This is a genomic window from Ancylobacter sp. (assembly GCF_965229075.1).
Lineage (GTDB): Bacteria > Pseudomonadota > Alphaproteobacteria > Rhizobiales > Xanthobacteraceae > Ancylobacter.
The window spans coordinates 1-14,133 of record NZ_CBDDIO010000002.1 but is presented as its reverse complement, the minus strand read 5'-3'; the positions used below and the strand labels follow the sequence as shown (position 1 = coordinate 14,133).

At 68.7% G+C, this 14,133-nt stretch carries 10 protein-coding genes; 5 read left to right on the top strand and 5 right to left on the bottom strand.

Features of this window, described 5'->3' with window-relative positions; genetic code table 11:
• The first annotated feature begins 123 nt into the window (after positions 1-123).
• Both ACO07Z_RS06180 and ACO07Z_RS06175 read left to right on the top strand, forming a co-directional pair.
• Complete coding sequence (locus tag ACO07Z_RS06180; RefSeq protein ID WP_421697903.1) at positions 124-2,730, top strand: histidine kinase dimerization/phospho-acceptor domain-containing protein; 2,607 nt, start codon at positions 124-126, stop codon at positions 2,728-2,730.
• Between the two features lie 202 nt (positions 2,731-2,932).
• Positions 2,933-3,778 (top strand): hypothetical protein, encoded by an 846-nt coding sequence (locus ACO07Z_RS06175; RefSeq protein WP_421697902.1) that lies wholly within the window; start codon positions 2,933-2,935, stop codon positions 3,776-3,778.
• Positions 3,779-3,951: 173 nt separating this feature from the next.
• Here the strand turns inward: ACO07Z_RS06175 and ACO07Z_RS06170 are convergent, their stop codons facing one another.
• On the bottom strand, positions 3,952-5,943 hold the full coding sequence (locus ACO07Z_RS06170; RefSeq protein WP_421697901.1) for an AsmA family protein: 1,992 nt from the start codon (positions 5,941-5,943) through the stop codon (positions 3,952-3,954).
• 225 nt (positions 5,944-6,168) lie between these two features.
• Here ACO07Z_RS06170 and ACO07Z_RS06165 point away from each other — a divergent pair, with 225 nt between their 5' ends.
• A complete protein-coding gene (locus ACO07Z_RS06165; protein WP_421697900.1) occupies positions 6,169-8,166 on the top strand; it encodes an acetoacetate--CoA ligase in 1,998 nt (665 codons plus the stop codon).
• Positions 8,167-8,220: 54 nt separating this feature from the next.
• Here ACO07Z_RS06165 and ACO07Z_RS06160 read toward each other — a convergent pair whose 3' ends face one another.
• Positions 8,221-8,844, bottom strand: a complete 624-nt coding sequence (locus tag ACO07Z_RS06160; RefSeq protein WP_421697899.1) for a MarC family protein — start codon at positions 8,842-8,844, stop codon at positions 8,221-8,223.
• A 131-nt stretch (positions 8,845-8,975) separates the two neighbouring features.
• Here ACO07Z_RS06160 and ACO07Z_RS06155 point away from each other — a divergent pair, with 131 nt between their 5' ends.
• A complete protein-coding gene (locus ACO07Z_RS06155) occupies positions 8,976-9,605 on the top strand; it encodes a ribonuclease HII (RefSeq protein WP_421697898.1) in 630 nt (209 codons plus the stop codon).
• Between the two features lie 150 nt (positions 9,606-9,755).
• Entirely contained in the window at positions 9,756-10,709 is a 954-nt protein-coding gene (locus ACO07Z_RS06150) for an MBL fold metallo-hydrolase (RefSeq protein ID WP_421697897.1), read from the top strand.
• 170 nt (positions 10,710-10,879) lie between these two features.
• On the opposite strand, the gene cydB is transcribed toward ACO07Z_RS06150, so the two are convergent.
• The 3 genes from cydB to ACO07Z_RS06135 all read right to left on the bottom strand — a co-directional run.
• A complete protein-coding gene (gene cydB, locus ACO07Z_RS06145; RefSeq protein ID WP_421697896.1) occupies positions 10,880-11,905 on the bottom strand; it encodes a cytochrome d ubiquinol oxidase subunit II in 1,026 nt (341 codons plus the stop codon).
• Positions 11,902-13,311 (bottom strand): cytochrome ubiquinol oxidase subunit I, encoded by a 1,410-nt coding sequence (locus ACO07Z_RS06140; RefSeq protein ID WP_421697895.1) that lies wholly within the window; start codon positions 13,309-13,311, stop codon positions 11,902-11,904. The genes cydB and ACO07Z_RS06140 overlap by 4 nt, the downstream gene beginning before the upstream one ends.
• A 134-nt stretch (positions 13,312-13,445) precedes the next feature.
• On the bottom strand, positions 13,446-14,133 hold a 688-nt coding region (locus tag ACO07Z_RS06135; RefSeq protein ID WP_421697894.1), incomplete at its 5' end, for a uracil-DNA glycosylase.

Here is a 14,133-nt window from a genome sequence, read left to right as displayed (position 1 = left end):
ACAGGGCAGGCGGCGCATGGCAAGCGGCGCCGGCCCGCATTATTGTTGGAATGCGGCGGCGGGTCCTTGCGGGGCCTCCGTTTGCGGCATCCGGTTCTCACCGGCGGGATCATTCGGGCGCACATGACCACCGACGACATCGGCACATTGGCGACGCAGAACCTGCGTGCTCAGGCGGCGACCGCGCTCGCCGGGGCGGCGCCGGCGGTGCTCGCCCTCGCCGATGGCCGCGTGCTCGACGCCAACGACGCCGGCCGCGCCCTGCTCGACGCCGCGACTCTCGCCACGCTGGCGCCGCGCCTTGCCGCCACGCTGCGCCCGTCGCGTCCGGCGCGGCTGGAGCGGTTGCGCGTGGCGGGCGCGCTCACCCCCGTCACCTTCGCCTGCTCGCTGATTGCGGCCGGCGGCGCCCGCGCGCTGCTGCTCGTCGGGCTCGACGCCAAGCCCGTCCGTGCCCCCGCCGCGCCGGCGGAGAGCGCTTCGTCGCCGGAGGCGCCCGCAGCGGCGCCCGCCCGCTTCACCTGGAGCACCGGCCCGGATGCGCGGCTGAACCGCATCGACCCCCGCCTCGCCGCCGCGCTGGAGCGCACGCCGGACGAGCTCGCCGGCCGCGACTGGCGCGCGCTCGGTGCGCCGGACGCCCACCGCGCGGTGCTGGAAGGGCGCAGCTTCACCCATTTGTCGCTGCTTCTGCCCACCGCGCGCGGCGAGGGGCTGGCCATCGAGCTCGGCGGCGCGCCCATCCGTGGCGACGGCATGCGCGGCTTCGGCGTGATCAAGGGCCGCCGGCCGCTGGACGCGCGGGCCGAGACGCCCGCCCGCCCGGAGCTTTCCCCCCCGGTGAGCCCGCCGGCGCCGCGTCTCCCCGAGGCCACGCCCCCGGCGCCCGAGCCCGCCGCGCCGGTGCGGGTGACGCTGAGCCTCGTACCGTCGCCGGCCAATGTGGTGCCGCTGCGCGCCGGCGGCGAACCTGGCCGCGACGCCGCCCGCTCCTCCTGGGAGGGGCTGTCGACCGGCGAGCGCAACGCCTTCCGCGACATCGCCCGCGCCCTTGGCGCGCGGCTGGAAGGCGTGGACGACCTCGACGACACGCCCGCCGAGCCGGTCATCGAGCCGCCGGCGCCGGCGCTCCCCCGCGAGACGCCGCCGGAGACCCCGCGCCCCGTCGAGACCGCCGCCACGGACAGCACCGGCCTGCGCCGCGTTCTCGCCGAGGGCGAGCGCCCGGTGCTGGATCGGCTGCCGCTCGGCCTGCTCGCCTTTCGCGGCGACCGGCTGCTCTATGCCAACCGCGCGCTGCTCGACTGGACCGGGCATGAAGACCTCGCCGCGCTGGAAGCGGCCGGCGGCCTTTCCGGCCTGTTCGACACCGCCCCGGCGGCGGGGGGCGGGGACGTGCCGCTGACCATCGTCGGCGCCGAGGGCGCGCCGATCCGCGTCGAGGCGCGGCTGATGTCCTCCCCCTGGGAGGGCGGGCCGGCGATGCTCTATGTGCTGCACCGGTCGACGGCGCCGGCGGCGACGCCGGACGACCTCTCCGCTGAAGCGGCGGCGGCCGAGGCGCTGGCCGATGAACGGCTACGCCAAGCCGAACTCGCTTTGCGCGAGGCGGAGCGTTCCAGCCGCGAATTGCGCGCCATTCTCGACACCGCCACCGATGGCGTGGTGCTGATCGACGCCGCCGGCACCATCCTGTCGATGAACCACCCGGCGGAGGCGCTGTTCGGCTTCCCGGCCGGCGAGGTGAAGGGCGAATCCTTCACCCTGCTGCTGGCGCCGGAGAGCCACCGCGCGGCGGTCGACTATCTCGACGGCCTCGCCGCCAACGGCGTCGCCAGCGTGCTCAATGACGGGCGCGAGGTGATCGGCCGCGTGCGTGAGGGCGGGCTGATCCCGCTGTTCATGACGGTCGGCCGGGTCGGCGACGATCCCACGAAGTTCTGCGCCGTGCTGCGCGACATCACCCAGTGGAAGCGCGCCGAGGAGGAACTGATCGAGGCCAAGCGGCTCGCCGAGCGCGCCAACCTCGCCAAGTCCGACTTCCTCGCCAAGATCAGCCACGAGATCCGCACCCCGCTCAACGCCATTATCGGCTTCTCCGAAGTCATGATGGAGGAGCGTTTCGGCCAGGTGGAGAACCAGCGCTACCGCGACTATCTGCGCGACATCCACGCCTCCGGCGAGCACCTCGTCTCGCTGATCAACGACCTGCTCGACCTCTCCAAGATCGAGGCCGGCAAGCTCGACCTCGCCTTCACCAGCGTGTCGCTGAACGAGGTCGTGCAGCAGTGCATGGGCATCATGCAGCCGCAGGCGAACCGCGAGCGCATCATCATCCGCTCCTCGCTCGCCACCGATCTGCCGCCCGTGGTGGCCGACACGCGCTCGATCCGCCAGATCGTGCTCAACCTCGTCTCCAACTCGATCAAGTTCACCCAGCCCGGCGGGCAGGTGATCCTGTCGACGACGCTGACGGAGGAAGGCGAAGTGGTGCTGCGGGTGCGCGACACCGGGGTCGGCATGTCGGAATCCGACGTGATGGTGGCGATGGAGCCGTTCCGCCAGATCACCACCTCGGCCCGTGCCGGTTCCGGCGGCACCGGCCTCGGCCTGCCGCTGACCAAGGCGCTGGCGGAAGCCAACCGCGCCGCCTTCAACATCCGCAGCGCAGTGGATGTCGGCACCATCGTCGAGATCATCTTCCCCTCGACGCGGGTGCTGGCGGAGTAGCCCTGCGCGTCACGCCACGTGGCGAGATAAGAAAGGGGCCGTCCGGACGAAATCAGTGCGAGCCCGTGAACTGGACGCACACAAGAGCTTAGAACGCGTGCTGGCGGCTTTACCTGGGAACGGAAGCGGACGTGTCCGGATGGGCAAGGCCTATTGGACAGATCGGTCCTTGTGGTATTTTCATCCCCACACGGGGAACTTCATGCCGACGCTTTACAGCCGAGCCTACATGCAGCCCGAAGCGCTGCTTCCCGACAGCCGCCGACTGCGCGTCCGCTTGGCCGCAATTGCAAGCCAATTTGAGCTGACGCACGACGATATGGCGCGCCTGATTAGGCGGAAACTTGGGGTGGAGGTTCCCTCTAGCGCCTACGGCCATCACTTCAGCGACTGGCTGCTGAAGTGCGAGGTGAGAGACCTTCTCGATTTTGTGACGCTAGGCGTCGTTATGCTCACTGGCAGAGAGAGCGAGAGGTATATCAAGGAGGTTGCAGCCGCGTTCGCGGAAGAGAATGTCGCTTACGAAGTCACCTCCCGAGGCGAGGTTCGTCCCAAGGTCGACAATGAGTTTGCCGCCACGATTCAAGCGGCATTGGCCCGGATGGATCGAGACAGGTATCGAGCTATCCGAAAGGAATTTGAGGAAGGGCAAGCCGCACTGACCGCCGTCAACCCTGACTGGTCTCGTTCGACGTATCATACCTTTCGGGCCAACGAAATCCTGTTCAAACTCATCGACCCGGCTCAACCGCGCCTCGCGGCGGATAAGGCGGAACAGGTCTACACCCCTCTCGTCCAAGCGGCATACGTTGGTAATAGGCATCTTATTCTGGAGGCCACTTCAGCCCTCCGCGGGTACAAGAACTGGATCAACGCGGCGCATTTCGAGCGGCACGCGCCGGGCAGTGAGGAACCGCACGATATGCCGCAGAGCTTGGGAGCGCTCATGGTGAGCCAAGGCGCCAGTTATCTGCGCTGGCTGCTCGACCTCGATGGCCGGGTAAACGGAGCGCCTACCCCAGAGGGGGAAAGTCCTGCATCTGCCTAGTTCAGATACGCGCTCACACCGCTGGCCGAAAATCATCGCGCTTCGCTTGACCTCACTCCAAGTTTTTGGTCCAGTGCACCGCATCGACAGTCGAAAATATCCTGCCTGATCAATAACCTAAGGTACCCCTCCGGAAGCATCTTCCCCTCGACACGGGTGCTGGCGGAGTAGTCTCAGGGTGCCGGGGCGGAGACTTCGAGCTTTTCTGACGGCGCGAGGAGCGCGCGGCCTGCGCCGGAGCGGCGGATCAGCGCCTGCGGGTCGGGCAGAAGGATCGGCCGCAGCCAGTCGCCGCGCACGATGAAGGGCAGTTCGAACGCCACCGTGACCGCCGGTGCGGCGGCGCTGGCCGTGAGCGCCGAATTGTCGGCGGCGAGGCTTGCCGCCACGCCGGCCACGGACGGGGCGGCACTTTCCGCACTTGCCGCGCTCGCGGCGGCCAGCGAACCCGACGCCAGCGCGGCATTCGGCACCGGCGCGGGATTTGGCGCCGGCGCTGCGGCCTTGGCCAGCTTGCCGGCCGGGGTGGCGCGCACCAGCTGGGCGACGCCGGAAAGATCGAGGCCGCGCGAGGCCACGGGGCTCTCGCCGGTCAGCGCCACATGCAGCGTGCTGCTCGACAGATCGAGCCGGTCGAGCTTGACGATGCCGTCGGCGATGCGGGCATCGACCACGATATCGGTGAAGGGCGTGCGACCGCCCCGAAGATCGCCGCCGGACAGCGGCCGTTTTTCCAGCCGCGTCAGGATGCGGCCGACATCGAGGCCCACCAGCGCGCCCTCGCTGCCGCTGAGGGTGAAGGCGCCGCCGAGCCCCTCGGCGATGTCCATGATGCTGGCGCCGCCGCCAATGGCCGAGAGGCGGAACGAGCCGGTGCCCTCCAGGCGCTGGACGCGGAACAGGTCGCTCAGCGCCGGGCCGAGCGCCACATCGTCGGCGGAAAGATCGAGCCGCACATTCATTCCCGGCCCGGCGGGACGGGGGGAGAGCTGCACGGCGGCGCGGAACACGCCGCCCCAGGCCTCGGCCTCGCCGATGGTGAGCGACAGACGCCCGCTCTTGGCGGTGGCCGCGGCCGCCATGCGCTGGAAGCTGGCGCCGCCGAGCCGCACCTGGCCGGCGGAGAGCCGCAATTCCACATCCAGCCCCCGGGCGGGGCCGAGATCGAGCGCCTCGCGGCTCCAGCTGCCCTCATGCGGGTTGGACAGGCTGAGTTCGCCATAGGGCGAGAGGTCCATGGTCTCGCAGGCCAGTGAGCCCTGCAGCATCGGCCGGGCGCCATCGATGCGCAGATTGAAGGCGCCGATGCCGGTATTGCCGTCGAGATCGAGCTTGGCCTGGCTGAGCTGGGCGCCCTGCGCCGAGAGAAGCGCCATGCCGCGCAGCGCGAACGGGCCGAAGCCGCGCTCGGTCGGCGCGTCCATGCCGAGCCACGCCAGCGCCTCGCGCAGTTCTCCGGCGCCGATCTTGAGATCGCCCGACACCACCGGCCCGCCCGCCAGCCGGGCGCCGCCGGTGAAGCTGGCGGTGGCCAGCGGCGCGGCGAGGGACAGGGAGAGTCCGCCGACCTCGCCTGCCGCCAGCGCGCGCAGATTGCTGAGCTTGCCGTCGATCGCCACCCGCTCGCCGCGCCAGATGGCGGTGCCGGCCACGGTGACATTCGCCCCGCCGCGCCAGCCAATGGCGAGGTCCGCGTCGGGAACCAGCATGTCCGTGCCGTCGCCACGGGCGAGGGCGACGCTGCCATTGGTGACGACGAGATCGCCGCGCGAATCGGCGCTGCCGAGAGCGGCAATGAATCCGCCAAGTGCCGCCAGCCCGTCGCCGGGATCGGCGAGAATCAGCCGGGCCTCGGGGAGTTCGAGGGAATCGGCCCGCACATGGCCGGCGAGCAACGGCAGCACATCCAGCACCACCCGCACCGAGGGGGCTTCGAGCCGGGCGCGGGGGTCGTCGAGGCTCACCCCCTCAAGGGTGAAGGCGGGACGGGGCAGGACGGTGAAGGACACCGGGCCATCGATCCGCGGCACCACGCCGGTGGCGGCGGCGATCATCGCTCCCGCCTGCGCACGCAGCGTTTCCTCGGAGGCGAGCTTGGGCGCGAACACGCCCGCCACCATCGCCAGTGCCACCGGCACGAGGAGGAATGGAATGTATTTCTTCATTGCGTCGTCAGGCTCCACGCCCTCGCTACCCCATCGCAGCCAGGCCGCGCAAGCAAGGGCGGCGCTCGGAGAGGTACGGGGCGCGCGCAGATGGGCGTACCGAAAGTTGCCGCACCATGTCGGCGCTCTGTGTCTGTTTGATGGCCTGACAGGCGGCGTGGCCGGCGCTATGAGTGTTGCAGTGCAAAACGCCGAGGAAACGGCGCCTGAAACGGGAGGAAGGCCATGGGGGCAGACGGCAACGCAGGCATGGTGCAGGACAGCGCGGGGAGCGCGCCCTTGTGGACGCCGAGCCCGGAAAGGGTGGCGCGCACGCAGATCGCCGCCTTCCTGGCGCGGGTGAATGCCCGCCACGGCACCGCGCTCACCGATTATCGCGGGCTGCACGCTTGGTCGATCGCCCATCCCGCCGCCTTCTGGGAGGAAATCTGGGACCTCGGCGGGGTGATCGGCAGCCGCAGCGGGCCGTCGCTGGTCGATGGCGACCGCATGCCGGGCGCGCGCTTCTTTCCCGAGGCGCGGCTGAACTATGCCGAGAACCTTCTGCGCCCGCGCGCGCGAGACAGCGTCGCGCTGGTGTTTCGCGGCGAGGACAAGGTGGAACGCCACATACGCTTCGGCGACTTGTCCGACCTCGTCTCGCGCCTGCAGCAGGCGCTGCGCGCGGCGGGCGTGGGCGTCGGCGACCGGGTGGCGGCGACCATGCCGAACCTGCCGGAAACCATCGCGGTGATGCTGGCGGCGTCCTCGCTCGGCGCGGTGTTTTCCTCCTGCTCGCCGGATTTCGGCGAGCGCGGCATTCTCGACCGCTTCGGCCAGATCGAGCCCAAGGTTTATGTCGCCTGCGACGGCTATTGGTACAATGGCAAGCCGGTCTCCATCGCCGAGAAGCTGCGGGCCGCCGTGCCGCAGCTGCCGAGCGTGGTGGCGACGGTGATCGTGCCCTATCTCGGCCAGGCCGAGGAGGTGGCGGCTGCGCTGCCGAACGGGGTGACGCTGGACGCCTTCATCGCCCCCTTCGCGCCGGCGCCGCTGAGCTTCGAGCGGCTGCCCTTCAACCACCCGCTGTTCATCCTGTTCTCCTCCGGGACGACAGGCGCGCCGAAATGCATCGTCCATGGCGCCGGCGGCACGCTGCTCCAGCACATCAAGGAGCACCGGCTGCAGTGCGACCTCGCCCCCGGCGACCGGCTGTTCTACTTCACCACCTGCGGCTGGATGATGTGGAACTGGCTGGTGAGCGGCCTCGCCAGCGACCTCACTCTGTGCCTGTATGACGGCTCGCCCTTCGCGCCCAATGCTTCGGTGCTGTGGGACTATGCCGAAAAGGAGCGCTTCGCGCTGTTCGGCACCTCGGCGAAATATATCGACCAGCTGCGCAAGGAAGGCGTGCGGCCGGGCGACACGCACGACCTCTCCGCGCTGAAGGCGGTGACCTCCACCGGCTCGCCGCTGGCGCCGGAGAGCTTCGCCTTCGTCTATGAGGCGATCAAGCCGGATCTGCACCTCGCCTCGATCTCCGGCGGCACCGACATCGTCTCCTGCTTCGTGCTCGGCGACCCCACTGCGCCGGTCTACAAGGGCGAGATCCAGGCGGCGGGCCTCGGCATGGCGATCGAGGTGTGGTCGGACGACGGGCGGCCGGTCACCGGCGAGCGCGGCGAACTGGTCTGCGTGAAGCCCTTCCCCTGCATGCCCGTGATGTTCTGGAACGACCCGGAGGGCGCGAAGTACCACGCCGCCTATTTCGAGCGCTTCCCCAATGTGTGGTGCCATGGCGACTTCGCGGAATGGACGGCGCATGGCGGGCTGATCATCCATGGCCGCTCCGACGCCACGCTGAACCCGCAGGGCGTGCGCATCGGCACGGCGGAAATCTACGCCCAGGCCGAGCAGATTCCGGAAATCGTCGAGGCCATCGCCATCGGCCAGGAATGGGACAATGACGTGCGCGTGGTGCTGTTCGTGCGGCTGCGCGAGGGGGCGGTGCTCGACGCCGAACTCGACAAGCGCATCCGCACCCAGATCCGCACCGGGGCCAGCCCGCGCCATGTGCCGGCCCGCATCCTCGCGGTGGCCGACATTCCGCGCACCCGTTCCGGCAAGATCACCGAGCTCGCCGTGCGCGACGTGGTGCATGGCCGGCCGGTGAAGAACACCGAGGCGCTGGCCAACCCGGAATCGCTGGAGCTGTTCCGCGACCGGCCCGAACTGGCACAATAGGCCGGTTCCCGCGCGTTCGGCTCCCGGGGCGCGGCCCCGGGGGCGCAGTACCCGTCAGATCGGCGGGAGGTTCAGCCACTTCGCCGCCGCGCTCAGGATGAGATCCACCGCCATCGCGGCCAGGATCATGCCCATCACCCGGCTGATGATGGAAGCGCCGCCGCGGCCGATGATGTTCACCAGCCGGCCCGCCGCCAGCATGATGGCGAGCGTCACCAGCAGCACGAGGCTGAAAGTGACGATGGTCATCATCCGGTCGGGAAAATCGTGCCGTGCATTGTCGGAGAGCACCACGGCGGCCAGCATCGCCCCGGGGCTGGCGATGGAGGGGATCGCCAGCGGATAGACCGCGATCTCCATCGGGTTCATCTCGGCCGGTGCGTGCGGGTCGGCGTGGCTCTTGCCCTGGATCATGGTGAGGGCGAACAGGAACAGTACGATGCCGCCGGCGATCTGGAAGGAGTCGATCGACACATCCATCGCCCGCAGCAGCCAGCTTCCGGCCAAGGCGAAGAACACCAGCACGCCGAAGGAGATGATCACCGAGAGCACCGCCGCCTTCTTGCGCTCGGCCACGCTGAAGCCGGTGGTAACGGCAAGGAAGACGGGCAGCGTGCCCAGCGGATCGATCACCACCCACAGGGTGACGAACTCCTGAATGCGTTCCGCCCAATTCATGATCCGCCCACCCGTTCGCCGCTGCCTTATAGCGGGATCTGCGACGGCGCCAAGTTGCATCGCGGACGGGCCGTGGGCATGGTGCCGGCCGGCGCGCCGGCGCCGGCGAATCGTATGAGAGACCCTGCATCATGGCGGAGCCGCGACAGAAACCGGATTTTTCGCGGGAGCAGGACGCCCACCGCGCGGGCGAGGTGCCGGTGGCCGGTGTCGATGAGGTTGGGCGCGGCCCCTGGGCCGGGCCGGTGGTCGCCTGCGCCGTGGTGCTAAACCCCGCGCGGGTGCCGGTGGGCCTCGACGATTCCAAGCGGCTGTCGGCACCCCAGCGCGAAAAGCTGTTCGAGGAAATCTGCGCCACGGCCGATGTGTCGCTGGCTTTCGCGCCGCCGGTCCGCATTGACGGCCACAATATCCGCCAGGCGACGCTGTGGGCGCTGGCCCGCGCGGTGGCCGGCCTCGCCTGCACCCCGCGCCTCGTGCTGGTGGACGGCAACGACCTGCCGCCCGTGCCCTGCGCCGCCCGCAGCATCATCGGCGGCGACGGGCTGGTCGCGTCCATCGCCGCCGCCTCCATCGTCGCCAAGGTGACGCGCGACCGGCTGATGGGCGCGCTCGGCGCCGCGCATCCCGGCTATGGCTTCGAGCGGCATATGGGCTATGGCACGCCCGAACATCAGCAGGCGCTGGCGGCGCTCGGCGTGTGCCGCCACCACCGCACCTCCTTCGCGCCTGTCCGCGCGCGCCTGGCCGCGGCGGAGTAGACCGCCCGCCACCGCACGGGCTGAGTGCCGTTCCTTTCGGTGCCTGGTTACTCCTCAGAATTGTAATGTGAGAAGGCCTGCAATCACGACGCTCTAGCTTCGACCAATTAATCTAATAGTCTATAGATTATTAGCATATTGGAGGTTTCCATGAGTGAGAATGAAGGTGGCGGGCGTGAAGGGCGGCGCGGCTTCCTGAAAGCGGCCGCAGCCTCGGCGGCGGCGGTGGCGGTGGGCGCGGAACTGCTGCGGCCCGAGAAAGCGGCGGCGCAGTCCGTGGCCTGGAAGCAGGCCGGCAACAACAACCATGTGCTGGAGTTGCAGAAGGCCGTGCCGGAGACGGCCGGCAAGGTGCAGATCGACTATTTCGGGCACACGGCCTTTCGCATCACCACGCCGGCCGGGCTGACGCTGGTGTTCGACCCCTGGCGCAACGACCCCTCGGGCGCCTGGGGCCTGTGGTTCCCGAAGGAGTTTCCCAAGCTCAAGGTCGATGTCGGGCTTTCCACGCACGCACATTTCGACCACGACGCGCTCGATCGGCTGGAGGCGACCGCGCTGCTCGACCGCGTGCCGGGAACCTGGAGCTTCGCCGACGTGACCATCACCGGCGTGGCCGACAAGCACGCGACCGATGCGCCGGGCTGGTACAAGTGGATCGATGCGGTGAGGGAGTTCGGGGCCGATCCCTATCCCCCGAACAATCCCGGGCATCTCGACAACGTCACCTATCTCGTCGAGACCGGCGGCCTGCGCATCCTCATCTGGGGCGACAACCGCCACAATCCGCCGGACGACGTGTGGAAGAAATGGGGCCGGGTCGACGTGCTCACCCTGCCGGTCGATGGCTCGCAGCACATTCTCAGCTATGAGCAGGCGAACGGCGTTGTGGACCGGCTCAAGCCGAAAGTGGTGATCCCGACGCATTATCTCGCGGCCGGCACCTCCTCCACGCTCAGCACATTGCAGACGGCAGATGCGTGGGTGGATGCCCAGAAGGCCTCGAAGCGGCTCGACGGCCCGAACCTCGCGCTCGATCCGGCGTCCATCGCCGGCTACGACCGGCAGTTCCTTTATTTCGGCCCGAACGTGCTGCGCGGCTGAGCCGTCGCGGCTGAGCTGTGGCGGGGAAGGCGGCAGCGGGTCGCCTCCCTGCATCGGCTAGAGCACGTTCCGATCTGACTGCATCGCAATCAGATCGGTAAAACGTTCTCTATCAATACTTTAGAGACTGATTCACCGATCAGGTCGATTCAACCTGATCGGATCAGGCTCTAGTGGTAGCCCTCGCCCTCGCGCACCTTACCGCGGAACAGCCAGTAGACGAAGGCGATGTAGCCGAGGATCACCGGCAGCATGAAGATGGTGCCGATGAGCATGAACACCTGGCTCGCCGGAGCGGCGGCGGTATCCCACACGGTGAGCGAGGGCGGCACCAGATAGGGGAAGATCGACACGCCGATGCCGACATAGCCGAGCAGGAACAGGCCGATGACGCCGAAGAACGGCAGATTGTCGTGGCCCTTCTCCAGCCAGCGCCACACCGCATAGGCCAGCACCAGCGTGAGCAGCGGCACCGGCGCGAGATAGAACAGGTTCGGCGTGGTGAACCAGCGCTCGGCGATGCGCGGGAAGGCGATGGGCGTCCACAGGCTGACAATGCCCATGAAGACGAGCACCGCTGGCAGCAGCAGCTTGGCCCGCGCCCGCGCACGCGCGGCGGCGGCGCCGTCGGTCTTCATGACCAGCCACACGCAGCCGATCAGCGCATAGCCGGCCACCACGCCAAGGCCACACAGCAGGGCGAAGGGGGTCGCCCAGTCCAGCGGCCCGCCGGCGAAGGCGTTGTTCTCCACCTTGATGCCCTGCACGAACCCGCCCAGCAGCACGCCCTGGAAGAAGGCGGCGAGTGTCGAACCGCCGGCGAAGGCGATGTTCCACAGGAAGCGGCTGGTGTCCGCGACATGGCGGAACTCGAAGGCGACGCCGCGAAACACCAGCGCCAGCAGCATGAAGATGACCGGCAGATACAGCGCCGGCATGACGATGGAGTAGGCGAGGGGGAAGGCGACCAAGAGGCCGCCGCCGCCGAGGATGAGCCAGGTTTCGTTGCCGTCCCAGAACGGGGCGACGGAACTCATCATCTGGTCCTTCTCGGTCTCGCTGGCCGCGAAGGGGAAGAGAATGCCCATGCCGAGGTCGAAGCCATCAAGCACCACATACATGGCGATGGCGACGGCCAGCAGCAGCGACCAGATGACGGGCAGATACCATTCCATACCAACGCCGGTCATGTTCATTCCCCCGGATGGTTGATGGCGGCGCGCGTCGCCTTGTGCGCCGAGGTGAGCGGACGGCTCGGCACGCCCTCGGGCGTCTCGACGGCGGAACCCTGCGGGCCGCGGGCGATCAGGCGGTTGATGTAGTAGATGCCGCCGGAGAACACGATGCCGTAGACGAAGACGAACAGCGCCAGCGTGGTGGCCACCGCCCAGCCCTCGACAGGCGAGATCGCGTCCGCCGTGCGCAGGATGCCATAGGCGACCCAGGGCTGGCGGCCGACCTCGGTGACGAACCAGCCGGACAGGATGGTGACGAAGCCGATGGGCCAGATGTGCTGCAGCGGGGCGAGATACCAGTCGGTTTCGAACAGACGGTGCCGCCAGAGCAGGAACACGCCGAGCCAGCCGACGAGGATCATCACGATGCCGAGCCCGACCATGACGCGGAAGGCAAAGAACGGCACGGCGACCGGCGGCCGCTCGTCGCGCGGGTATTCCTTCAGCCCCTTGAAGGTGTCGTCCCAGCTATGGGTGAGGATGAGGCTGCCCAGATGCGGGATGGCGATCTGGTAGTCGTTGCGCTCTTCCTTCTCATTGGGCCAGGCGAACAGCACCAGCGGCACGCCGCTGGCGCCGGGCTCGTTCTGCCAATGCGCCTCGATGGCGGCGATCTTGGCCGGCTGGTGCTTGAGCGTGTTCAGCCCGTGCGCGTCGCCGATGAAGGCCTGCAGCGGCGCGAGAATGGCGATGAGGCCGAGCGCCATGCGCATCATGGTGCGCCCGTCTTCCGGGTAGCGGCCGGAATAGACATAGCGCGCGCCCACCGCCAGCACCACGAAGGCGGTGGTGAGGTAGCAGGCCGTGACCATGTGGGCGAGGCGGTAGGGGAAGCTCGGGTTGAAGATCACCGCCAGCCAGTCCACCGGATGGGCGACGCCGTCGATGATCTCGTGCCCGGCGGGGGTCTGCATCCAGCTATTGGCGGAGAGAATCCAGAAGGCGGAAAGCGTGGTGCCGACCGCGACCATGACGCAGGAGAACACGTGCAGGCCGCGCGGCACCCGGTTCCAGCCGAACAGCATGATGCCGAGGAAGGTCGCTTCCAGGAAGAAGGCGGTCAGCACCTCATAGCCGATGAGCGGGCCGATGACATTGCCGACCACGCGGGAGAAATGGCTCCAATTGGTGCCGAACTGGTAGGACAGCACGATGCCGGACACCACGCCCATGGCGAAGGAGACGGCGAAGATCTTGGTGAAGAAGCGGGCGATGCGGTGATAGCGCTCATGCCCGGTGCCGATCCACAGCAGCTCCAGCGTCGCGATATAGGCGGCGAGGCCGATGGTGAAGCTGGGAAAGATGATGTGGAAGGAGACAGTGAAGGCGAACTGAATGCGCGCCAACATTGTGGGATCTAGTTCCATCGCTCAACCTCCGCCGTCACCACCAGCGAGGGTGACGCCGGCAGGGTAAGCCTCCGGGCGCGTCAATGGAATGACTCAAATCAGCCACGCTATGGTCAAATTGTCTGGGGTGCACGCCGGCGCGGGCGCGAAAGCTAGGCGCCGTCAGGCTTTTCCGCCAGCTTCGCCTCGATGGCGAGCAGGTCGCGCCAGGCCATGCGTTTGCCCAGCGGCGTGCGCAGGAGATAGGCGGGGTGGAAGGTGGCGAGCGCGGGAATGACCCGGTGGCCGGTGTCGTACTCCATCCAGCGCCCGCGCGCCTTGGTGATTCCGTCGCGTATGCCGAGCAGGGTCTGCGCCGACGGGCCGCCGAGGCAGACGAGGATGTCCGGGTTCGCCAGCTCGATCTGCCGGCGGATGAAGGGCAGGCAGATGGCGGTTTCCTGCGGGGTCGGCGTGCGGTTGCCCGGCGGGCGCCAGGGCACGACATTGGCAATGTAGGCGCTCGTGCGGTCGATGCCGATCGCCGCCAGCATGCGGTCGAGCAGCTTGCCGGAGCGGCCGACAAAAGGCTTGCCCTCGATATCCTCCTCGCGCCCCGGCGCCTCGCCCACCAGCATCAGCCGCGCCGCCGCATTGCCGTCGGCGAAGACGAGGCGGGTGGCGGTGTGCTTGAGCGGGCAGCCGTCGAAACTCTCCAGCAGCGCCCGCAGCGCGTCGAGGTCCGGGGCGGAGGCGGCGGCTTCGCGCGCTTCCAGTGCCGCCACATCCGGCGGCGGCGGGGCGGGCGCGAGCAAGGCGGGAGCGGGCGGGGCGGCGGCGCGGCGCGCGGCCGGTTCGGCC